Annotated in this window: 19 protein-coding genes; 6 read left to right on the forward strand and 13 right to left on the reverse strand. The window is 52.5% G+C overall.

Annotated elements, in window-relative coordinates; translation table 11 throughout:
- Positions 1-49 precede the first annotated feature (49 nt).
- Positions 50-1,711 carry a Na/Pi cotransporter family protein gene (locus tag KOO63_08690; GenBank protein MBU8921883.1) on the forward strand — a complete coding sequence of 554 codons (1,662 nt, stop codon included), beginning with the start codon at positions 50-52 and terminating at the stop codon, positions 1,709-1,711.
- On the opposite strand, the gene KOO63_08695 is transcribed toward KOO63_08690, so the two are convergent.
- Positions 1,712-3,928 carry a tetratricopeptide repeat protein gene (locus KOO63_08695; protein MBU8921884.1) on the reverse strand — a complete coding sequence of 739 codons (2,217 nt, stop codon included), beginning with the start codon at positions 3,926-3,928 and terminating at the stop codon, positions 1,712-1,714. It abuts the gene before it with no gap.
- Positions 3,925-5,208, reverse strand: coding sequence for a dicarboxylate/amino acid:cation symporter (locus KOO63_08700; GenBank protein ID MBU8921885.1), 1,284 nt, complete (start codon positions 5,206-5,208; stop codon positions 3,925-3,927). Before KOO63_08700 ends, KOO63_08695 begins: the two co-directional genes overlap by 4 nt.
- Before the next feature lie 179 nt (positions 5,209-5,387).
- Between KOO63_08700 and KOO63_08705 the strand changes: the two genes are divergently transcribed.
- Both KOO63_08705 and KOO63_08710 read left to right on the forward strand, forming a co-directional pair.
- Positions 5,388-6,128: a protein-L-isoaspartate(D-aspartate) O-methyltransferase gene (locus KOO63_08705; GenBank protein ID MBU8921886.1), complete on the forward strand. Its 741-nt coding sequence runs from the start codon at positions 5,388-5,390 to the stop codon at positions 6,126-6,128.
- A complete protein-coding gene (locus tag KOO63_08710; GenBank protein MBU8921887.1) occupies positions 6,112-6,927 on the forward strand; it encodes a M48 family metalloprotease in 816 nt (271 codons plus the stop codon). Before KOO63_08705 ends, KOO63_08710 begins: the two co-directional genes overlap by 17 nt.
- A 51-nt stretch (positions 6,928-6,978) precedes the next feature.
- On the opposite strand, the gene KOO63_08715 is transcribed toward KOO63_08710, so the two are convergent.
- The 8 genes from KOO63_08715 to KOO63_08750 form a co-directional block, all read right to left on the reverse strand.
- Positions 6,979-7,941, reverse strand: coding sequence for a UbiA family prenyltransferase (locus KOO63_08715; protein ID MBU8921888.1), 963 nt, complete (start codon positions 7,939-7,941; stop codon positions 6,979-6,981).
- Positions 7,926-9,668, reverse strand: coding sequence for an AMP-binding protein (locus KOO63_08720; GenBank protein ID MBU8921889.1), 1,743 nt, complete (start codon positions 9,666-9,668; stop codon positions 7,926-7,928). The genes KOO63_08715 and KOO63_08720 overlap by 16 nt, the downstream gene beginning before the upstream one ends.
- A 107-nt stretch (positions 9,669-9,775) precedes the next feature.
- Positions 9,776-10,069, reverse strand: coding sequence for a hypothetical protein (locus KOO63_08725; protein ID MBU8921890.1), 294 nt, complete (start codon positions 10,067-10,069; stop codon positions 9,776-9,778).
- A 46-nt stretch (positions 10,070-10,115) separates the two neighbouring features.
- A complete protein-coding gene (locus tag KOO63_08730; protein ID MBU8921891.1) occupies positions 10,116-10,640 on the reverse strand; it encodes a nitroreductase family protein in 525 nt (174 codons plus the stop codon).
- A complete protein-coding gene (locus tag KOO63_08735; protein ID MBU8921892.1) occupies positions 10,633-11,415 on the reverse strand; it encodes a polysaccharide deacetylase family protein in 783 nt (260 codons plus the stop codon). The genes KOO63_08730 and KOO63_08735 overlap by 8 nt, the downstream gene beginning before the upstream one ends.
- Positions 11,412-12,566, reverse strand: a complete 1,155-nt coding sequence (locus KOO63_08740; protein MBU8921893.1) for a glycosyltransferase family 2 protein — start codon at positions 12,564-12,566, stop codon at positions 11,412-11,414. Before KOO63_08740 ends, KOO63_08735 begins: the two co-directional genes overlap by 4 nt.
- A gap of 4 nt (positions 12,567-12,570) precedes the next feature.
- Positions 12,571-13,395 (reverse strand): RNA methyltransferase, encoded by an 825-nt coding sequence (locus tag KOO63_08745; protein MBU8921894.1) that lies wholly within the window; start codon positions 13,393-13,395, stop codon positions 12,571-12,573.
- Positions 13,396-13,427: 32 nt separating this feature from the next.
- Positions 13,428-14,249 carry a PorV/PorQ family protein gene (locus KOO63_08750; protein ID MBU8921895.1) on the reverse strand — a complete coding sequence of 274 codons (822 nt, stop codon included), beginning with the start codon at positions 14,247-14,249 and terminating at the stop codon, positions 13,428-13,430.
- Between the two features lie 401 nt (positions 14,250-14,650).
- On the opposite strand from KOO63_08750, the gene KOO63_08755 reads away from it, so the two are divergent.
- Genes KOO63_08755 through KOO63_08765 form a run of 3 tightly spaced genes read left to right on the forward strand, consistent with a single transcriptional unit; the run spans position 14,651 to position 19,016 of the window.
- Positions 14,651-16,030 (forward strand): hypothetical protein, encoded by a 1,380-nt coding sequence (locus tag KOO63_08755; GenBank protein MBU8921896.1) that lies wholly within the window; start codon positions 14,651-14,653, stop codon positions 16,028-16,030.
- A complete protein-coding gene (locus tag KOO63_08760) occupies positions 16,027-17,145 on the forward strand; it encodes a glycosyltransferase (protein MBU8921897.1) in 1,119 nt (372 codons plus the stop codon). Before KOO63_08755 ends, KOO63_08760 begins: the two co-directional genes overlap by 4 nt.
- Entirely contained in the window at positions 17,145-19,016 is a 1,872-nt protein-coding gene (locus tag KOO63_08765; GenBank protein ID MBU8921898.1) for an asparagine synthase, read from the forward strand. Before KOO63_08760 ends, KOO63_08765 begins: the two co-directional genes overlap by 1 nt.
- Before the next feature lie 56 nt (positions 19,017-19,072).
- On the opposite strand, the gene KOO63_08770 is transcribed toward KOO63_08765, so the two are convergent.
- The 3 genes from KOO63_08770 to KOO63_08780 form a co-directional block, all read right to left on the reverse strand.
- Positions 19,073-21,256, reverse strand: a complete 2,184-nt coding sequence (locus tag KOO63_08770; protein ID MBU8921899.1) for a hypothetical protein — start codon at positions 21,254-21,256, stop codon at positions 19,073-19,075.
- A 163-nt stretch (positions 21,257-21,419) separates the two neighbouring features.
- Positions 21,420-22,628, reverse strand: coding sequence for a glycosyltransferase family 4 protein (locus KOO63_08775; GenBank protein ID MBU8921900.1), 1,209 nt, complete (start codon positions 22,626-22,628; stop codon positions 21,420-21,422).
- A 23-nt stretch (positions 22,629-22,651) separates the two neighbouring features.
- Positions 22,652-23,385, reverse strand: a 734-nt coding sequence (locus KOO63_08780) for a polysaccharide deacetylase family protein (GenBank protein MBU8921901.1), incomplete at its 5' end; no start/stop codon positions are given.

A 23,385-nucleotide genomic window follows, 5' to 3' on the forward strand; every position in this document is an offset into this window, starting at 1 on the left:
GATCATTTGTGGTCCAGAACTTTTGGGTTGACCGAATTGGAGGTTGAACTTGGCTCTGGATATGACGTTCCAGATCGTTGGAGGGTTGGGTTTCTTTCTTTTTGGCATCAAGGTCATGTCGGAGGGACTCAGAAGGGTCTCGAGTGACAAGCTCAAGAACATCCTGAATCTACTTACCCGTAACCGGATACTGGCCCTTTTTGTAGGGACTGGCGTCACGGCCCTTATCCAGAGCAGCAGTGCGATGACAGTCATGGTCGTGGGATTCGCTAACGCTGGCCTTCTTACTCTCAAACAAGCTATCCCGGTAGTACTGGGAGCGAATATTGGAACCACCTTTACAGCCTGGCTGGTCAGTTTCCTGGCTGTCTTCAAGATAACTCACTATGCTCTCCCCGCAGTGGGCCTCGGTTTCTTCATGATGCTGATGGAGAAAAAGCCCGGCGTAAAACAATGGGGCGAGGTCCTTTTCGGGTTCGGCGTATTGTTTGTCGGAATCGGGTTCATGAAGGATGCCTTCGAACCACTTGAGAGCAGCCAGCATGTGATGGACGTCATGGTCAATTTCAGCAAGTATCCGATTCTCGGAGTCCTGGTGGGAACTGTGATAACGATGATCCTCCAGAGTAGCTCCGCAACGATCGCCCTCGTTCAGCTCCTTGCTTTCAAGGGGCTTATAGATTTCCCATCGACTATTCCCATCATCCTCGGGGACAACATCGGGACGACGATTACCGCCCAGATAGCGACAATAGGAGGGACTACCGCTGCCAAGCGGGTAGCCTGGGCTCACACGCTTTTCAATGTCTTCGGAACATTATATATGCTGGTATTCCTCTATCTGAGACTATACGGCCGTTTTATCGAGAATCTCGTGCCGGGGCCGCTCACCAGTAGTAATGTCATGCTTCACATAGCCCTTTCCCATTCAATATTCAATGTGTTCAACGCGGTACTATTCCTTCCCTTTGTCGTCTGGCTCCAGAAGGTGGTCGAGAAACTGGTCAAACCGAAAGGTGATGTCGTCAGCGTTGAACCTCAGTTCCTTGAAAAGAATCTACTGGAGACTCCCGTGCTGGCTCTCCAGCAGGGCAGAAGAGAGATAATCAGGATGCTCTCGCTCGCGCGTTCGGCCTTCAAGAATGCTTATGAGATGTTTGTGGACGGAAAGATGGAACTTGGCAAAAAGGTGAACAGGAGGGAAGAAGCAGTAGACAATCTCCAGGCGGAGATCACTCGTTACCTCATCAGTATCTCGATGGAGAACCTCGAACAGGAGGAAGCGGAAAAGATTCCCGTGTTCATCCACTCGGTGAACGATATTGAGCGTATTGCGGATCATGCGGAGAATGTCGCGGAGCTTGCTCAAAGAAAATTCGAGCAGAAACTTCAGTTGACTGATAAGGCCAGCAGCGAACTGGAAAAGATGGTCGAACTCACGATGGGAATGCTCGATGATGTGGCAAAGGGCCTCGAAACCAACGACATGAAATATGCCAAGAGAGCTCTTAAGAAGGAAGACCAGATCAACCACCTGCAGGTCAATTACAGGAACAGCCATGTCAAAAGGCTCAATGAGGGCAGCTGTGATATATATGCCGGACTGATCTTCCTCGACTGCGTAGATTACATGGAGAAGATCGGTGATCATCTGGCCAACATAGCCCAGGGGCTGCTCGGAGGATTCCGCTGGGATGATCAACGGGGATGATCAGGGTAGACTTTCGGTAGTCGATTTTTTCTCTGCCTGAAACTTTTCCCATACCCTGTCCAGTATATCCTGGGGCGCCGGAGCATTTGGGTTCAGTTCCACACTTCTGACAAGATGTCTGTATGCGTCTTCATAGTTCCCGCGGGCTTCCTGGACGATTCCCATATTGAAGTGCAGTTTCGGGGACATATCGTTGTCGCGGAGAGCTCCGTCCAGGATTGTCCACGCTTCCTCGAAATCTCCCTCGTCCATAAAGACATTCGCAAGGTTGTTCTTTGCGACCCAGTTGCGCGGCAGCATACTGAGAACTCTGTAATAGTTCTGTTTCGCCTCTTCGAACATCTTGTCCTGATGGAATTTGGCTCCCTGATTCAGGATTGCCGACGCAAGGCTCCTGATGTTCTGTTCCCTTCGGGGTTCGAGTGAAAGAACCTTGTTGTAGGCGGTTATCGCCACACCGAATTCTCCCGCCCTGTTCGCGGCGAAACCGAGCCTGTTCCAGTAATGGATGCTGGAAGAATCGTAAGAGGTGAGAATATTGAATTCGTTTATTGCGTCGCTGAACCACCTTTTCTCTATGTAGGCTTCGCCCAGCTCTTCTCTGTAGCTCACGTTTTCCGGTTCGATCCTGAGAGATCTGATGAAATACGAGATCGCGTCGACGTAATCTTCGTTTTTCATATCTGCTTTCCCAAGGTAGAACCATGTGACCGCGTCATCCCCAGCTTTTTCCACCGATGTTTCCAGCCAGGTCGCGGCTGCCTCGTAGTCTTCCTTTTCGTACGCCCTGATCCCGGTGATCTTTTCGGCCTGTCCGGGAGCGAGAGGAAGGGAGGCGAGGCGGGCTACCCCTCTGTCCTGAGAGCTGGATACGATTACAAGCGCTGCAGAATGAATCGATCCCAGGACCACGAGTAACAGGATCGACGAGGCGAATATTTTTATCGTTGCCGAACGCCTGTGGATACTGAAAAGAGCCAGAACGGTGAAAGCAGGCCCCGTTACTGCTATCGCGTCCCACCCGAGGCCGCTCTCGATCCTGTGAGAAAGGATAAGGATCATTACCAGGGCAGAGATGACGAGAGCAGAAAGAAATCTTTCGACAGTCTCTGTTTCCCTTTTTCCCTTATTCTTTTTCAGTCCAGGGACGAAAACTATCAGCGAAGCGATACTCGCGGGACCTATGAGGAGCAGGGCGTTGCCCCAGTCCCCAAACATTCTTCCGGTCGTGCCGGTCGAGATCGAGGCCACCGCACTGGAACATGAGGACAAGATGAACCGCATCGGGGAGATGCCACCTGGAATCGTCCGTATAATGATCTCGATGGCTACTGCCGACAGGACAAGTATAATTGCAGAGACAAGGGCCTCTTTACGGCTTGAACTTCTTCGAAAGGCGATTATCATCAATGCCGCGAGTCCGACCACAAGATAGGCAGCCGATAGATGAGAGGCTACCGCAAGGATGAATAGCGAGACAGGGATGAACAGAGTCGATCTGCCCTCTATGAACCGTATTGAAGTTATAATAAAAAGAGTAGAAAATATAATGGCTGGCGGGATCAGGCCGCTTCCTCCGAAAAAGACGACGATAAAACCACTCGAGATCACAAATAGTGTAGACAGGATCATTGTTCGCTCAGGTGTCAGCCGGGCCGGGTCATTTTCTCCATCGATCGGAGATCCATTGATATTGTCGGTGTCATTGGGCCCCCTCCCTTTCGTCATCGCGAGAGCGGCAGCTTTCGCGCACGGGATGAATAAAAGCCCCGACAGGATACTGACGAGGCCGGTCACCATTCGAGGAGTCCAGAAGAACAGGGGGTTGAACAGTCTGAAGACGGCTTGATTAACAGCTGTGGCCAATGGGGCCCCCGGGCTCACCCACCTGCCGCTTCCGACGAGAGCCGCAGCCTCATTCAGTTCCCCCCACAAAAGGTGACCCTGCCTCAGGAGGAATATCGATCCGAATATCGCCAGATAGAATATAATCCGGGCCCATAGAGGATGTTTTTTTTCAGTGGTGAACAGTCTCAGTACCCTGTTCCGCGTTCCGGGGATCAGAAGAAGTAGAGAGAGGCCGATAATGATGAAACCAGCAGTGAATGACGCGTCGTGCCAGGCGCTGATTCCCCACAGTGCCGAAGGGAACAAGGCAGACGAAACGAGAATAAGGCAGATCATAATGATGAAAAATATCTTTATAAAACCGGTCATTTGTCCCTGCCTTTCATCCTCACGGCATTCCTGTCAAGTTCGCCCTCGCTGGACGCGATAATCACAGCTGCCGATGCGTCTCCGGTTATATTCACTGACGATCGGCACATGTCGATGAGCCTGTCCACACCAAGGATGAGTGCTATCCCTTCGAGGGGGATACCGATCGTATCGAGAACCATGGCGAGAGTGATCACACCGATTCCGGGCACTCCGGCTGCGCCTATCGACGCCAGGGTCGCCATCAGTACTATGGTCAACTGGTCACCGAAGGTCAGCGGGATGCCGTAGATCTGTGCGATGAAGACTGCGGCCACTCCCTGATAGAGCGCCGTGCCGTCCATGTTTATCGTAGCCCCGAGGGGAAGGACGAAGCTCGATACTTCATCGGAGACTCCAAGGTTTTTTTCGGCGCATTCCATCGTCACCGGCAGGGTAGCGTTGCTCGATGAGGTAGAGAATGCGATCAGCTGGGCCGGGCGGATACCTTTGAAGAAATCGACCGGTCCCATTCCCGAGAATAACTTCACCGCGGCCGAATACACGAAAATGCCATGGATGGCCAGTCCCGAGATGACGACTAGTGAATAACCCAGAAGGGAGAGCAGGATATCCATTCCGAACTTTCCAACTACCGCCGCGATAAGGGCCATTACTCCAAGAGGAGCGAGTTTCATCACCAGATGGACCATCTGGATCATTCCCTCGCTGACCGCATCGAAGAACTCGATCACAGGTCTCCCCTTATTTCCAGGGATGAGCGTGACCGCCACTCCGAACAGCAGAGCGAAGAATATGATCTGAAGCATGTTCGCTTCGGCGAGACTTTCTATCGGGTTTTGCGGTATGATCCGAGTCAGGGTCTCGACTACACCCGGTTTATCCATCGCTATCTCTATTTTATCCGCAGCCTCCGCCTGATAAGATGACATGAGGCGTTCCCTGGTCGATTCGTCGATCGATCTTCCAGGCGCGATAAGGTTGCCGAGGATCAAACCTATTGTTATCGCTATGGCTGTTGTACACAGGTAATATCCTATGGTCTTCAGTCCTATTCTGCCCAGTTTTCTGATATCGCCGAGGCTTGCCGTTCCAACGAATAGAGAGGAGAATACCAGTGGTACTACTATCATCCTTATCAAACGGATAAACAGTTTGCCGATGGGCTCGATCTTTTCAGCATGAGGTCCTAATAACAGGCCGAGCGGGATACCGGCGACCAGGCCGATAAGGATCTTCGTATGAAGCTTTGTGTTCATAAAGGCTTTGAAGAGCTTCATTCTTTTCCTCTTTCCTCTGATCGGTCTCCGCAGGTCACGGCCGGACCAAAATGACTTGAAATCCCCTTTAATGTAAGACAATATAGCTATGATTAAAACAACTTTCCGGTACACGGAGTACGGAGCCTGCCCCGGCCCGCCGCCCCGCCCGTGTCGGTCAACTGATGAGGATGTGACATATGGGATCCACAAGATCGTCGGTATTGAATGTTCTGGCAATGCTGCTGGCCCTCTCGATGGCATCCTCGGGATGTTCTTCAGGTGAGGAAGTCTATGAAAAACATCGTCTGTCGATGGTCAGGGAGCAGATCAAATCCAGGGGAATAGCTGACGAGGCTGTCCTGGAGGCGATGAGAGGAGTCTCCAGGCATTTCTTCGTTCCGAGAGAGTACATGAGCATGGCTTATATAGACAGCCCGCTTCCAATCGGGGAAGAACAGACGATCTCCCAGCCCTATATCGTGGCTCTCATGACAGAGTCTCTCGGACCGGGACAGGGAGACAGGATCCTCGAGATCGGGACCGGGTCCGGATACCAGGCGGCTGTACTGGCCTGCATAGTAGATTCAGTTTTTACGATAGAGATCATTCCGAGCCTTGCTGCTGGTGCCGAAGCGCTTCTCGACAGTCTCGGATATGATAATGTAATGGTAAGGACGGGCGATGGTTATTACGGATGGCCCGAGAAAGGGCCGTTTGATGGAATTATCGTCACGGCCGCGGCGCCACATCTTCCCGGGGAACTGACTTCCCAGCTGAAAACAGGTGGCAGGCTGGTCATCCCGATCGGAAGTTTCCCTCAGAAACTGCTTGTTTATGTCAAGAGGCCGGAAGGCCTTGAGCTGGTCTCGTCGACATCGGTACGCTTTGTGCCGATGACTGGCAGGATCAGGGAAAGAGGAAATGATGATACGGAGTAGGATGTTCGTATTGGCCGGGATGTCCCTGATGCTGGCGGCTTTTACCATGGTCACCGGGGGATGCGCTACGACAGGTATCAATGCAGGGCAGATGAACCTCATATCGTCGGCTGAAGAAGTAAAGATGGGGCAGGATCTGTCTCTGGAAGTCGAAAAGGAATTCGAGGTCTACCAGGATTCAGAAGTGGCTGCATATATCGACCGGGTAGGTCAGCGACTGGCCAGGGTCAGCGACCGCCCCGATATCCGGTATAGTTTCAAGGTCATCAGGAAAGACGAGATGAACGCTTTCGCATTGCCGGGGGGATATATATACATATATACCGGGCTTCTTTCCGAACTCGATGACGAGGCCCAGCTGGCCGGAGTCCTGGCTCACGAGATCGGACACGTTACGGCCAGACACTCTACCGAGAGGCTTTCCACCATGTACGGGTATCAGATCCTGGCCGATCTGATCCTTGGCGAAAACCCGAATATGTGGGCGGAAATGGTTGTGAATATCTTCTCGACGGGAGGATTCCTCGCTTATAGTAGAAAGAACGAATACGAAGCCGATAAACTGGGTGTATGGTACTCCAGTTCCGCGGGGTACGATCCATCTGGAGTATCAGAACTTCTCGGCAAACTTCAATCGATGCATGAACGGGAGCCCGGGAAACTCGAAGAACTGCTCTCAACACACCCGCCGACGTCAGACAGGATCGATCAGGTCGGTCTGATCATCGGGACTTTTCCTGCCGGCAAAGGTGAAAGAAATCGGTCTGATTACGAGGCTATGAAGAAAAGACTCCCCTGAGCTGCAGAACTTCGCTGTTGTTTAGACAGTGTGGGGTGAGGCTACCCGATCTCACAGAGAAGGGTATTTTATCCCGAAACGGCGGCTGTAGTACAACCTGGTAAGAAGGACGATCGTAACCAGGAATGGCAGGTAGAAAGGAAAGAAAAATACGGCTGTCAATGAGAAGACAACCGTGGACACTATCGCGGGCAGCAGTATCCTGGTCTGGTCCGGTTTTCTTTTCCCTGCCCTGATCATGATGGCCATCAATGGCAGCGACAATAATGTGGCATAGAGAGCAGGTCTGTTCCCGACCCGCATGCAAGCTATCGAAGCACCCGCCATGAGAACTGTGGCCAGGATCATTCCCTTTCGCCTGCCGAGCGCCACTCCACTTGTCATCAGGCCCGAATCCCTGTCTCCGCCTATATCTGCCAGGGCTGTCACCATGTGAACGGAAGAGACAGCCAGGATGTATGGTAGCAGTACGATGTAACCATCCAGAGAAGCGCCGCTCGCGGTCCATCCAGCCAGAGTGTTGACTATTCCGCTTCCAATCGCGTTGGATGCGATATCCAGGACAGGCCGCCTCTTGAGGCGGACCGGTTCGACAGAGTAGAGGATCCCGAGAACCATACTGATCAGGAGGATGATCAGGAACCGTCCAGGGAGCAGGAAGATTCCGATAGCAATGGATGCGGCAGCAAGCAGGGAAGCTTCGATCCATGCTCCCTTTATCGTGATGATTCCATGAGAGAGAAGAAACAACTTGTTGTTCGCACGGTCCGCTTCACGGTCGGTGATCTGGTTCACTATATAGGCCGCGCCCAGCATAAGCGTAAAGGCTGTCATGCCGAAAAACAGTGACAGGGGATCTGTGGGGATGCCGGAGATGTTCTGGCCGTGCCACGCTCCGAGGAGGTAGAAAGTCCATACGGGTACGAGGATCATCGGGCGAAGCAGAAAGACGTAGTCCAGCGGCCGCGCACTGCCTGGAGGAGGTAAAGGAGGTCGGTCTATTCCTTTATCCATTTTACCATGTGACGTTTGACCTTCCGCGTGGAGGTCTTGGGAAGTTCCTGATCCCTGATCTGGAAATCCAGGATCCGTTTGTAATCGGGAAGATCGGCAAAGATCTTTTTTACTTCAGTTCCGATGAACTCTCTGATGGTTTCGTCAGTCAATTTTCCGGAGAGTTCCGGCACGGATCCGACCGCATCGTAATTGGGGACGACGATCGCCCCGGGCCTCGTGTTGCCTTTGCGGTCCTCGACGGGGATAACGATGTTTTCAAGAATATACGGACTGCGATTGAGCATCGCTTCGAGTTCGTCGGGGTAGATGTTCTTGCCGCCGGCAGTGACGATCAGGCTCTTTATCCGGCCGACTATCGTAACATAACCTTCATCGTCCACACGGCCCAGATCGCCTGTGTACAGGTATCCACCTCGCAGGACTGCCTGTGTGGCTTCCGGATTTTTATAGTACTCTTTCATCACGTTTGCACCCTTGACCAGTATCTCACCGATACCGTCAGCGTCAGGCATGTCTATCTTCATCTCAATTCCTGGCAGAGGTGGTCCGATCGACCCTCTTTTCGGCTTTTCAATCGGATTGATCGCGCAGACCGGTGATGTCTCTGTCAGACCGTAGCCCTGGAGTACCGGGATCCCGGCATCGAAGAACGCGTTTTCCACATCGGAACGCAGGGCCGCTCCGCCAGAGGCGCAGAACCTGATCTTCTCCAATCCTGCCGACACGAGTTTTTTCGCCGTCTCTGTCTTTTCCATTTTCTTTCCGACAAGTTTTCCCAGCCCGTATACTACGCCGAGGAAGATCTTCCTGAAAATTCCCATACCTTTCTTTTTGCCACTTTTCAGAGGGACGAGCATGGGGGCGAGGTGTTCGAACAGAAGGGGTACGGCGACGAGTATAGTGACGCCTTCCTGCATTACATCTTTCAGGATCAGGTCAGGTCTTTTCGATCGGGCGAAGACGATGGACGACCCGCACATGACTGGCACAAGGAAGACGCACATGCTGGAAAAGGTATGGTGAAGCGGCAGCATGCAGAGAAAAATATCGTCTTTGCTGATAGGAAGCCTGCTCATGAGCGATTCGATGTTCGCCACGAGGTTGCTGTGAAGGAGGACCGCAGCCTTCGAATTGCCCGTCGTTCCGGATGTGTAGCATATAGCTGCTATATCTTCCGGCCTGACTTCGGTCTTTGCGCTGAAAAAGGCAGCGTCTCCATTGTTGATTATCTCTTTGCCGGCAGCCATGATCTCTGTCACCGTCATCGTCTCGATCGTAGAATCCTGTTCGCCGAGAACAATTATCTCGACATCCTTGAACCCGGTTCCCTTGACCAGATCGTGGTAGATTCCCGGAGAAACGACCAGGAATTTTGCCATGGAATGCAGAAGTACATGTTTAAGCTCATTTTCACGAAGATTAGTATCGAGTGGGACGACTACCGCGCCGCAAGATGTGATGGCTGCATACATGACCACCCATTCGGGACTGTTGCCGGCCATCAGAGCGACTCGGTCACCCCTTTCGAGGCCTTTGGACATCAGGCCGGAACCGAGGAACGAGATCAGCTTGCCGAACTCCTGATATGAGATCGACTGATATCCCCACGAATGACGCTTTTTCATGGCTATGGAAGCGCTGTAGTTTTCTATGGCGAAATCGTAAATATTCGAAAGTGTTCGAATGCCTGATTCGGCAAAGGTCCCCGGTCTGACAGTTTCCATTCGGCCCGGCATCTTGCTACCCCCTGCATCCATCCGGTCAAGTTATTGTTACCCACACGCCAATAATCTACCATGCTGATAATACAGCGGCAACGTTTTTCGGACTGTTATTTCCCGGTCTCGATTTTCTGCCAGTGCTGGTTTCTGGAAGGAAGCCCCCTGGTATTTCTGGAAGAGCGGCGGGTGGTCTTTTTGATGGTTCCCTTGAATTCGAGTAGCTTTCTGCCAATTTTCGCGTGCAGGGTCTGAATGGGATCCTTGGCTCTGCGGCATTCGTATAGCGCGTTCGTGTATTCTCTGGGGAAGTGGCGCATCATCTCAAAGATGAAATCATGCGAGTCGAAGTTATCGCTGATATTTTCCAGTATCGATTCGAAAACCCTGTCCCTGAACAGTTCCATCAGACTCTCCCGTCTGTTCGGGATGCGGCAGTTGTCGGAGCATTCCCTACCATTTTTCCCTGTGAACTCTTTCTTCCTCGTATTGCGTTCTTGGTTCTTTTATTTCTCCCGGGTGTCCTATAGCGATGAGGCTCAGAATCCCGATCTCACCGGGGATATTCAGGACCTTCTTTATCGCGGCAACCCGATCTTCTCTTGGATGGCAGCCCAGCCATACCGAGCCCAGTCCCGATCCAGCAGCCGCGACCAGGATATTCTCGGTGGCGGCCGAACAGTCCTGTATCCAGTAATCCGGGGAGATTGTCATATCTCCGCAGACGAGTATTGCAGCGGTAGCTTCAAACAGCATCTTCCCGTATGGATGTGCTTCGGCGAGAAGGTCGAGAGTCTTTCTCTCCGTGATTGCCACAAAGTGCCACGGTTTGAGATTCCTTCCGGAAGGGGCGGCCATTCCCGCCTCGAGAAGTATCTTCATTTGGGCGGTATCGACTTCTTTATTCACAAATTTTCGGATGCTCCTTCTTGCGAAGATATTGTCTGTCGACATCACGTTCCTTTCCCTGTCATTCATTTCCTATTATAGATCCCCTGATCGATTCGTAGAGCCTGTTACCCAGGATTCTTTTGATCAGGGAGAGGGTCCTGTACCTGACCAATGCTGAACAGGGGGGATTCCCCGAGATCACCCGTGATACCCATTCGTCGCTGCTTGTCGCGGTCACGGCGAATCTTCCCGCGGGAACTCCTTCAGTCAGTTCAATGTTCCCGGAAGGTTCGGAGCTGAAGATCCATCTGTAGCCCGCCTTCAGGGCAGCCATGGTGACGCGTCTGTCGATCCGTCCACCCGGGGCGGAGAAGGATGTGACATCCTCCCCGATGATCGATTCGAGGCTCTCTTTCGATCCGGTCAGTTCTGCCGTGAGTTCGTCGTCGGTAAGGTCTGTCATGAACCGGTGTGAAATTCCATGTGAACCTATCATCATTCCCGAATCGTGAAGCTGTTTTATTTGTTCCCTGGTGAGATAATGATCTTTTCCGGTCCAGTCGGTGGTGATAAAGAAGATCGCGCTGAGGCCTGATTCCGAGAGGATTGGCAGGGCCAGGGAATATCCGGAACGGTGACCGTCGTCGAATGTCAATATGACATCACCTCTGGTGGACGAAGAGAGACTGTCTCCGGGGAGGGTTACCCGGGCGCCACTTTTCTCGATCAGGGTCATATGCAGACGAAAGCGTGATTCGTCGACGACATAGACAAGTTCTCCACTTTCCTGGAGACCGCACGGCATATCGGGTGATTCGAGAGCGTGATACATCAGGACCGAGGCGCGTGAATCGTGTTTCACCAGATATCCTCCTTGCCCGGTCGGATAAACCTCAGGAAGGCCAGGAGGGCGAAATAGTTCAGTGAGAAGAAAGCCCTTGATACAGAAGCGATCTTTCCTGCCAGCGGAACGGATGAGAGTCTCTTCTCGAACAGGGGAAAGATAGCGAGCGCCACAGTTGCCAGGAAGAAGATGATATACGGGCCTTCACCGGTCATGACAGCGCTGAGAGACATCATTATGAGGAAAAAGGGCACGAGGAGCCGCATGAACTTGTGGCTGATGAACTGGAAGAATATCGGGTTCTTTCCAGGCATGAGAAGTTCCGGCATCAGCTGTATCAGCTGATAGTTTCCAAGCAGGGTCCTTACTTTCCTTCTCTTTTCCTGAGCGAGGTCTTTCGAGACGGTATCCCATGCTACGGCCCTGCTCTCGAAGACTGTCCGGTAGCCTTTCAACACGACCCTCATCGGCACCAGGACGTCGTCGAGGATCACTGGCTCGGGCAGCGCTTCGACCAGATTCCTTCTTGCCGCGTAAATTCCCCCCGTGGCTCCGGCGACCGAGTGAATCCTGCTCTCAGTCTTTCTGATCCATTTTTCATAATTCCAGTACATTCCCATTTCGGTGCTGATCTCTGTGTCGCCGTCTTTTTTGAACACCAGTTCGCCACTCACCGCGCCGACACGAGGATCGCTGAAGTTCGCGATGAGTTCCAATATCGCGCGGGATTCGAACTCCTGTCTGGCATCGGTAAAGACGACGATCTCGCCTGTCGCCCTTTCAAGGCCAGCGTTGAGGGCCGCTGGTTTTCCCCTGTTTTTGGCGTGGGTGACAAGCAGTATCGCGGGGTTCTCGGAATTTCCCGGGATACCGGCACTCAGATATTCCTTTACTATAGTTTCGGTGGAATCGTTTGAACCGTCGGAGATGACGATGATCTCCATCTTTCCTGCCGGGTAATCCTGGGACAGAAGGTTGTCGAGCCTTTTCTGAATATTTGCCTCTTCGTTCCTGGCTGCTATAACAACAGAGATCGAAGGCGGATCTTCGGGCGTTATCCTGTGTACCTTTACTTGAAAGAATCTGGCCAGCAGGAACAGGATGAACGGGTATCCTGCATATGTGTAGGTTATGAAGAGAAAAGATATCCAGAATGCTGTTTTAGGCAATTTGTCATTTCCTTCCGGCGACTGTCCTCTGCCTGAGCGACTCGTAGATCAGTATGGAAGCGGATACCGATACGTTGAGAGAATCGGCGATACCTCTCATTGGGAGCCTGATAAGATGATCGGCCGAATCGATATACTCACGAGAGGTGCCCTGATCTTCGCTGCCTACGATGATAGCGCAGTGAGATGACAGGTCGGCCTCGTGATAAAGCTGTTTAGCTGCCGGTGTCGCGACGATCATCCTTATTTCCCGTTCCTTCAGCCACCGCATGGCCTCGCTTGAAGTAGAGACCGCTGAATCAATATTAAATACGGTTCCAAGGCTGGCCCTGATCACATTGGGATTATACAGGTCCGTCCCTTTCCCGGTCACTATTATTCCGTTTACTCCTGCTCCATCCGCCGATCTGAATACTGCTCCGAGATTCCCTGGTTTTTCAACTCCGTCGACTACAAGATAGAGAGCGGCCTGATGTGTGGTGAATGATGAAAGAGATTCTTCAGGTTTTTTGAAGACCGCGATGATGCCTTCAGTACTGCTTCTGTATGCCAGTTTTCCATAGACTGCGGGGCTGACTTCGAAAAGGACCGATCCCTTCGACATAAGATTTCCGGCGATGTTTTCTGCCACTGGTCCGTCCGATACAGTGGGGCAGATGAAGGCTTCAACAGGATTCATGCCCGCTTCCAGCGCCCTGTCCACTTCCCTCGTACCCTCGACAATTATCAGGCCGAGCCTGTCACGGTCCCGTTTTTTCTGAAGTGATATGGCAGCCCTGACCCGTGGATTTCGGGTGCTGTTGATCAATGGCCTGTCAGTCCTGTTCATCTGGAGCCATTTCTGGCAGGGGGGGAATAGTCCTACCGGCGAAAATATACAGATACCCTGTGAAAATCGCCCAGATCACCGTATGGAGTCCAAGCGTAGTCCATGGTCAGGGTACCCATGATATCGATACCGCCGCCGGCAGTCAATCCGTTATCTTCGCGTTCGTTCTCACCACAGTATCCGACTCGCAGGCATATGAGGTCTCTCAGACTCAACTCAGCGCCGATCGAGGGGTAGGCGTCACAATGTTTCGGCATTACCATGTCGGCCGCAAAGGCAAGTCCCGCGACACCAGGCACCAGTGTCTTATGGTAAGCTCCACCGATCCGGACTGCCATGGGGAGTTCTTCTTCGTGGGAGATAAACTTGATGGACGGCCCGATATTCTGGAGCGAAGCTCCCAATGAAAGACCGACGAGAGGAAGTCTGAAGACTACACCGGCATCGAACCCGATCCCGCTGGCCGTCCAGTCGGCGATCCTCTCCTGAAAATACTTTATGCTGACTCCAGCGCCCAGGTTCGAGATCGGAGTCACGCAGATTCCAAGAATACCCTGGAAATTGTTGTTCTTGAGCATCCCGGTCGCAGAGCCCATCACGTCATAACCCTGAACTTCGGGTGTGGACATGTATGTCAGTCCCGCTCCTACACTGATCATGGAAGCCGGCCGCCAGGCAAGTGTGATGTTGTCGTAATAGGTATCCAGCACCCATTGGCTGTGGAACAGGCCGATGCCTGTGTTGTCAGCATCTGCCAGCAGGCCCGGGTTTACGAGCCATCCGAAGTGATCTCCTTCTATAGCCGCGCCCGTCTCACCCATAGCGATCGATTTCGGGCCGACTGGGAGTCTCAAGTACAGGGCTCCAGTCGTTCCCGGCCCATCAGCAGCGAAAATGACTGAGGAAAATAGAAACGAGACCAAAATGGAGACAGCTATTCCTGTTAGTTTTTGAGGGGGAAAATTTTGACAGCCACCCTTATACATCACTACCATTCCCTCTGATTACACGTATACTGTGGTTTTTTTGCCGTACAGGCAATGCTTTTTTTTAATTTATTGATTCCCAATGATTTCCCATCGTTTCTCCAAAGTCCTATTCCTGTTTTTCATGTCGGCTGATATGAATTTTCGCAAGGCTCATGCCATAAAATCATCCGACTGGCCGGAGTTCTATCTTTTGCTTGAATTACATGGGGTTTAGGGGAATACTTATTGCTTGTCCGGCTTTGGACATGTTTTTGAAAGGATCCCACATGATATTTACCGACCTGTACGGTCCGATATACAGAAATCTCGTCTTTCCTTTCTATGATTCGGTGCTGAGGCGAAGGACGACCTGGAGTCATTACAGGAAGATCTCACCCCTGCCCTGGGCACCCGCGGACGAACTGGAGAAGATGAGGAAGGAAAGGCTCAATCGGCTGCTTGAGTATTGTGGGACACGTGTGCCGTTCTACAGGAATCTCTTCAGAGAAAAGGGACTGGATCTTTCAAGGGGGATAGAGGATATAAGGATCCTGGCCGATAAGGGGATAACGGTGACCAAGGAAGACCTCCGTGAGAAGCCGGACGAATTTATCTCCGATGATTACAGGAAAGAGGATCTCGTACAAAATTGGACGAGCGGGTCGACGGGAGTCCCTACCGATCTTTACAAGACTATGGATACGTGGTGTATGAGAATGGCCATCAAGATGAGGTCGGAAGACTGGATCGGGAAGAGACCGGGTACTCCTTCCGCGATGATCTGGGGGCAGAAGGCGCATCTCGGTCCCATGGCCAGGATAAAACAGCAGCTTTACTGGAATTTTCAGAATTACCGGTTTCTACCCTCCATCGACTTGAAGGAAAACGTACTGACTGGATATATCAGCAAGATCAAGCGTTATGGTGCGAAGTATATCGAGTCTTATGTCTATCCGGTCTATCTCATGGCGGAGATCATTGAGAAGAAAGGCATCGAGCCACCCAGGCTCGACGGGATCGTTACGGGAGCGGAAAGGTTAATCGATTTCCAGAAGGAAAAGATCGAGTCGGTGTTCGGTTGTCCGGTATACAATCGGTACGGAACCAGCGAGCTTACGAACATCTCCTGTGAATGCGAACAACATAACGGGCAGCATATCAACATCGATACTCTCTGGGTCGAGACAGTCAACGACGACGACGATCCTGTCCTGAACGAGGAGGGAGAGGTCATAGTCACTGATCTTATGAACTACGCCATGCCTCTTATACGTTATCGGACCGACGACATAGCGGTGATGAGCGACAGAAGATGCGATTGTGGAAGGACATTCCCGATGTTCGAGACTGTTCTGGGAAAAGAGCTCCAGAACATCAAGGCTCCGGATGGGCACGAATGGCACTGGAAGATCCTCCAGTGGAACCTCTACGGAGTAGAGGGGGTATTCCGGTACCAGTTCGTGGAAAGGGCTGATGACCATTTCGAGATCAGGATCATACCCACCGGAGAGGTCGGCCTCGAAGAGATCCGGGAGAAGATCCTGAAGTCTTTTTCGGAAATGACCTCACACGGCGTATTGCTGACAGTGGAGTTCGTAGAGGATATCCCGCTGGGAGGCAGAAGTAAGATGAATTTCTTTATTTCTGAAAAGGAAGGGCAGGCGTGAAGGTCGTCCACGCGTTGAGAAGCCTCGAGTTCGGCGGCGCTGAAAAGCTCGTCATCGAGCTGGCATCGTGTCAGGTACGGTCGGGTGATATCGATGTGGGACTTGCCTGTATCAACCCGGGCGGAGCTCTCGAGGCCGAGGCGATATCACGGGACCTTCCCGTGAGTGTCACCGGGCTGGGACCTATCCGTTACCTTTCCGGAATCTCGAGGATGAGAAAGTATCTTCTCACTGCTCGTCCCGATCTGGTACATACCCATAATTTTCTTGCTCACACGCACACCGCGCCGGCGGCAAGGATGCTCGGCATCCCGATCATCCATACGAAACACGGCAGGGCCGTGACTTCGATGAGCTGGTCGCCCGCGCTCAGGAGATATATCTATTCGCTGGCCCACGCTGTAGTAGTAGTCTCGAAGGAGACAGGGGAGATATTTGCGAGAAGAAGCGGAGTCAGGAATTCGAAGATCAGGGTCATACATAACGGGATCGACCTGGATAGATACAGAAACATCAGTGTGGACAGACAGTCCCTTCCGGGGCTGGAAAAGATAGATAAAGAGGATTTGTTGTTCGGCGCTGTATCGAGGCTAGACCCTGTAAAGGATCACACGACCATGTTGCGCGCGTTTGCTGAAGTCGCGGCTAGTCGCGGCGACTGCTACTTTCTCATAGTGGGAGATGGCCCCGAGCGCGGGAATATAGAGACGCTGATAAAGGAGCTTTCGATAGAGGACAGGGTGATCATGACCGGATTCACAAATGAGGTCCCCCTCTATGTGTCTGCCATGGATATGTATCTTCAGCCTTCCCTCGAGGAGGGGTTATCGCTTACCTTGCTTGAGGCAGCCGCGTCGGGAGTGCCGGCGGTCGTTACTCCCGTGGGTGGAAACCCGGAAGTCATCACAGGCGGACTCTCGGGCAGTTTCGTGGATGTGGGGGACTACCATGGACTGGCCACGATAATGGAAAGTTTTATGGAGGATCCTGCTCCATTTACGACGATGGCGCGAAGGGCCGGGGAGTCGGTAGAAGCAGAGTTTTCCCTGGCCAGCATGGAAGCTGGCTACAGGACACTTTATCTGGAGGCTATGGGAAGAGAGGAGACCCTCTGATGGGAAGGATCTTTGCTGCAGCTTCATGGCGCAGCAGAAAGGGACGGTCGTTCCGCGCCGACACGATTGTGGAATCGATGGCCGCGGGAGCGGGTGGAACCGGCGGAGGGATGAACATCATCACAGTGAGCGACGACGGAGTCGCTGCAGCGGGACTTATCCCGGGGGGCAGGAATTTTATCTCGGGAGTCTCCCAGGAAGACCATGGAAGGGCGATAATATCTTTTCTTGGCGCGATGCCCGGCCTCGACGACCTCTTCCAGGATGAGGGGCTTGATATACGTAAAGACACAGGTGCGAATCTGATCGTCCTGTACAGAAAATACAATGAGGCTTTTCTGGAAAAGCTGCCCGGCATGTTCTGTCTGGCAATCTACGATGGAGACAGGCACGAGCTTCTCGTCGCGGGAGACAGGAACGGGTATTTCCCGGTCTATTACGTAAATACTCCGGAGGGGGTCGCATTCTCGTCGCTGATAGAGCCGCTGACTTCCCTCAATATTCGCAAGGGGATAGACAGGTCCTCGGCTGTCGAGTATCTTTTCTTTGACGCTCTTTACGGCAGCAGGACTTTCTATTCCGACATCCTGTTGATTCCCCACGGTGGATGGCTGAAGGCCGACACTGCCGCGGGAACGATCACCTCCGACACATATTTCAGCTATGAGGGACTCTTCGATATTTCAAAGTATAACGAGAACAGGAATATAGATGCACCTTCCATCCTTACGGAAAAGATGAGAGAGAGTGTCGGGCGGATAGTCGGCAGCAGGGACGAGAACGATTTTGGCCTGATGTGTGGTGGTGGGGTCGACTGCAGTTATATAGGAGGGATCCTCAGGGGTGACAAGCCCGGGATCCCGATGTTCTGCACTTCGGTCGTCGATGGGGACGTCTCGGAAGAAGATATGGGCAGGGAGACATCGGAAAGGCTGGGAAGCGATTTCCGCGCCGGTTACCTGCCGCAGAGGAAATACTATCCGCTTCTCCTGAAGAGTATCCTCGATTTCGGCCAGCCGATCGCCCATCCGAATCTTGCAAGGTTTTACATAATCGCGGAGCTCACTGCTTCCGCGGGCAGGTCCGAGCAGATCCTCGGTGTGGCGAGCGATCTTCTGTTTGGTGGTCAGGCAAATGTCAGATCGTTCTACAAGTACCTCAGGCTTTCGAAACTCGTTTCATTTCTTCCCGCCAAGCTCCGTCGCCTGATGGTCATCGCCGCCGGGCGGCAGGATACGGCCAATCTGGAACTGAGGCTCAGAAACCCCCTGCATGTATTGGCCTCGGCAGGGATGGGTAATCTCGAGAGAGCATCGGCCAGGAGCAGTATCCTGGAAGCGGTGTCCGGTATCGCGGATAAAAATGAGCGTGCGGTGAAGATGTTGATGATCGAGAATCTCTGTGACTATCAGCAGCACCTTCTGAACAGGCGTTACGCTATGAGTGCCGGCCAGGGAATCGGGTTGTGGTTTCCCTTCCTCGACATGGAAGTTGTGAAGTTCGCCATAAATCTTCCTGTGCGCCATTGTATCGACTGGAAAACGTCGAAGAAGGTGGTCCGGAAAGCGGCTGCTCCGTACCTGGGAGGTGGGCTGGCCTCACGGGCAAAGTGGGGGGGAGACATACCGGTCGACAGGTGGATAGCGCCACTGTCCTGGCTGTTGAAGGGCGGATTCCTGCAGCAGCAGCTCGATTTCGATCCGGTCAGACTGGCTCCGCTCCTCAGCAGTCAGCGAAAGCTGCTATGGAACATGCTCGACATCGAGTTATGGGGCCGCCTTTGTCTGTTCGGTCAGGACCCCGAGGATATTCTGACCTCCATAAGAAAGAACGGACTCGAATGTGATTCTTACGAGTCCGTCCTGAAGTAATACCTGGTCTATCGAGTCTTCCAGATGTCTTGATTCATCCAGATCTATCGAGCCTTCTATTTATCTATCGTGCCCCCCTCTGGTACCGGTGTCGGCAGAGGGTCCTCGCCGAGACTCACGGCAGCAAAGATGACTCCGTCTCCATCGCTGTTTATCTGGAATCCCTGTCCCAGCGGACTGGTAGAGACGGTGACTATAGCCGTTCCTCCGTCAGCCGAGCTGTACATGTAATAGGTAGTATTCGGAGTCATATTCATCATGTAAATACGGGCCGCTCCGCTGTAGCGGTTATATGTGAGAGTGAAGCTTTCGTCATCGATCACGTCACCTTCCGCATCGCTGCTGAACGAAACGAGGTAGTCGACCGGGTCGAGCGAACTCTGGAACGCCGAAGCGACCACCGAAGGTGTATTAGAGGCGACAGGAGACGAGTTCATCGTTCCCCCTGGAGTCGTCACCTTCAACAGGTGGAGAAATGTATTGGTCGTTGTGACCTCGGGATCTCTCACCTGGAGAAGCGGAAGCCCGTCTGTCGTAGTCGAAAAAGTCGCGTCGGGTGGCCAGGCCGTATGTACAAGCAGATCCTGGCTGCCGTTCGATGTCCTGTAGTCAGAGCCCGACATCGTCGGTGGATTGATCAGGTAGACCTGGAATGCTTTCTCGGTGCTTGAGCTGAAAGTGGTGCCCCTGTCCATTACCACGAGAGTCTTTTCTTTCTTGAGGAGGAGGAACTCGCGTTCCTTGTGTGCCACAGTGTTGTTCCTGTACTCGGGCTGCGCGAGGTACGGGCCGCTCATATCTCCCGCATAGTACAGATAATCCGGGTTGTTGGAGATATGTTCGATGCTGGAGGCTCCCCAGTACAGTTTCCTGTCTTCCGGGAGTGCTATTGAGAGCACGTTGTGATGGTAGTCCTGGTAGGCTTCCCTGTAGTTGAGGACGCTCGCCTTGTCGGGGGCAAGGTGTCCGTCGTCATAGATGACGAAGTTGCCCAGCCCGTTATGAGCGTGGTCCGTATTAAGAAGGCCGATGCGAAGCGATATCCAGCAGTCGTCCTCACCCCAGCCTTCGCGCCAGACCAGGATCTGCGAACCGTCCGAATGGTACATGTCGGGGAGGACGCTCCTGTAATCGATATCTTCCAGCTGGTCATCGTACCAGATGAATTCATTATACAATTTGTAGTCTGAGGTCGTGTTGGAGGAATAGTTATTCAGCCAGTACTGGCCGTATCCCTTTTCATCTCCTTCGGCCAGGGCCGTCGCGAGTACTACCGGCACTCTTATCTTGTCGTCGATCGTCATCGTCCCGGCGCCGTCTCCCTCGGAGATGAGGGTGCGGCCGTCGGGATGGGTGGAATATATATGGAACTTGACCACCTCTCCGGGAAAATCGAATTCCGGATAGGCTTCTGAGTCTTCTGCCTTGCGTATGGCAAGTACCATTGAGAATATGAAATCGTGGTTCACGCTTCCGTACGATGTGCCTTCGTTCCACATACCGCCGCTGGCCCTGCCCGTGTAGTTGTCACTGACCGGCCAGGGAACGTCCTCGCCGTTCGTATACTTGATACCCTCGCCAAGCATCATCTTTGCCTCGGCGATATACCCGGCAGCGGTCGACCTGTGTCCGTAGATCGCGTACCCCGCGGTGAGGATGGCCCAGGCATGTCCGTAGTAGTAATTATTCGAGGCGTCCCGCCATGCCCAGGGGGCAGAATCGATTATATAACCGGCCCAGTAGTCGAGCTGGTCTATAAGTCTGTTCCTCTGTGTATCTGACATCGCGTCGTAACACCAGTCGAGCACGAACGCGGTCGCCGGCACGAGGTATCTGTCGGTGTAAAAGTTGTCGAATCCAGGCCAGTCGTCGACAGTCCTGCTGGTGTACGGGTGGTCAAACCCGTATTCGATGATATCTACCGCACGGCTGGAGTAGGCGGTGTTACCGGTCAGCTGATACATCAGCGCGTAGTTGGTTGCCTTGAGCATGCCGATACCCCTGCTGTCGACATACCCGTCGAGGGGTGAATCGATATTGGTGTCACACCAGGCTCTCAGTCGTCCGGCGTTGTACGTGCCTCTGTTGTACCGTTCGACCAGTTCATCTACCGTGGCCGGTGTCAGCCAGATGCGTGGATGGTCCTGGCTGATCTGCGCGGCCAGGTCGGGACCGAACAGGGTAAATAAAAGATTTATCATCAGGACCGACATGCCCAGTCGTATTATAGTCCTTCTCATTCGACACCATCCTCCAGATCGCAGTTTATTGCAATATTCGGTACTCTATCAGTATTCTTCCCTTTTTTTCCGTTTTCGTCCATCGAAATCAACATGCAAGAATTGTTACAATTATCAAAATATGGGACAATCGGCTCGAAACAGGGGAAAATCACGCATCCCGTCAGATTCCCTCTCGTTTCAGGAGATGTAAGATGGTTTCTCCATGCTTCTTATAGGTGAAGCTGGAAATAGTGAGTTTTTTTAACCTTTTTCCCGCTTCCGGCCAGTTCTGCCTGTCAGCGATCATTGCGGCCACAGTATTTTTGAGCGATTCGGCCGATTTTGTCTCAAAAAGATACATCTCCTGGATACTTCCGATGACAGATTCTACAGGCTCCTGGGCTGGGGCGAGGATCGGTTTTCCATAGGCCATGTACTCAAAAAGCTTTATCGGGGACCGATACTCGTTCGTGTGAGGTATCACACCGACATCCATGGCGTCAATGTAATCTCCTATTTTATTGTTAGTTACAGCCCCAGGGAATATCATTCTGTCTTCGAATCCCATCGATCGCCCGATTTCCTCGAGATTCTCCCTGCCGGGCCCGTCCCCGACCAGCAGAAGTACAACCTTGTCGTAATCCTTTGCCGCTTCTATAAATATGGGCAGGAACCACTCCAGGGCATGCCAGGTCTTTACATGGAGAAAGAAGCCGATGAAACCGAAAACGATCTTGTCCTCTATCCCGAGTTCCTTTCTTATCCGGATGCCGTCGACCGGGTTGGCAAAGAAATCCTCATCCACTCCGTTTGGGATAACGTGGATCTTTTCCCTGTCGATATCGGGGTATTGTTCCAGAATCTTTTCTTTCAGGAATGTTGAGACGACGGAAATGACGGTCGCGTTTCTGAAGAGGGAATGTTCGCATCTTCTCGCGAGCCCGGAGAGGTGATTGCCCCTGACCCTTTCGAACCCCGCGATCTCATTTACTTCGACGACGAGTGGGACCCCGAATTTTTTTGCGGCCGCGCCCGAAGCCCATGAGAAGAAAAAATGTCTCTCATATATAAAGTCGTATTTCTCATGTTTCATAGCGGCACAGAAACGCCGGTGCGCCCAGAAGTTGTAGCAGTATTCCATGAAGGCGAAAACGGGGCCGGGTATAAACGGGATTATCAACTCGACAGCCGATTTCCTTCTCTTCCTGTCATAAGGGTTGTCGCCGGCCCTGACGGTTGGGTCTCCTTCACCAAGTGGCCAGATGAAATCCACGCCATAACCCAGGCTTCGGAATGCCTTGACCAGACCGCGGACATGAATGCCTTCGGAACCGGAGCCCTGGGTCCTCAGGTGGTAGAGCACTTTTCTGCTTTTGCCAATTTCCGGCATTCCGCTCATCCTCAAGACCACCCTCAGTAAGTGAGAAGCTCGGGGTAGGCTAGTTTTACTCCGAAGATACTCGCCGAGTCGTGACTTTCGATACTCACTCTTGGCATCCTGTAGGGGTTGAAGCTGTTCTCGTATGCCAGCCCCCATTTATACAGTGTGCTGAAAGAATAGCCGCATTCGGCGACTATGCCCATAAGATTCCTGTCGAATTTCGCTCGCTCCTCATCGGTCAGGATGCCCCTGCCCGGTGAGCCGAATGTGATGACTTCCCTGCCCGTATTCTCCTCTATCATCTGTTTCGCGCCGGAGACTTCATTCTTCAGCCTCTCCTCGTCGATGTTGGAGAATATCGGATGGTTGACCGAATGGGCGCCGATCTCGATCCCATTGTCACCGAGTTCTCGAAGCTGTTCCCAGGTCATGGTCAGTTCGTGGTCGTTCTCGTTGATCATCACTTCGAGTTGATCGGACAGGATAGAGATCAACTCTTCCTTTTCCTCTTCCCTGAAGTGTTTCACATTTTTTATCACGAAACGTGCGGCGTCCTGCCTGTCTACGAAACGTGAGATATCGATCGAGATCCCGGTGGGTGGTCCCGAGTCGATGATGTTTTTTTCAGATGTCTTGATCATATACGCGATCTTGTCCCACCAGAACATCCGTCGTTTTCCTATAAAACCTGCTGTCGCGAACATTGTTGCGGGTATACCGTATTCCTTCAGGATAGGCCAGGCGACTTCGTAATTATCCCTGTATC

Source organism: Candidatus Latescibacterota bacterium (assembly GCA_019038625.1).
In the GTDB taxonomy this organism is placed as follows: Bacteria; Krumholzibacteriota; Krumholzibacteriia; order Krumholzibacteriales; family Krumholzibacteriaceae; genus JAGLYV01.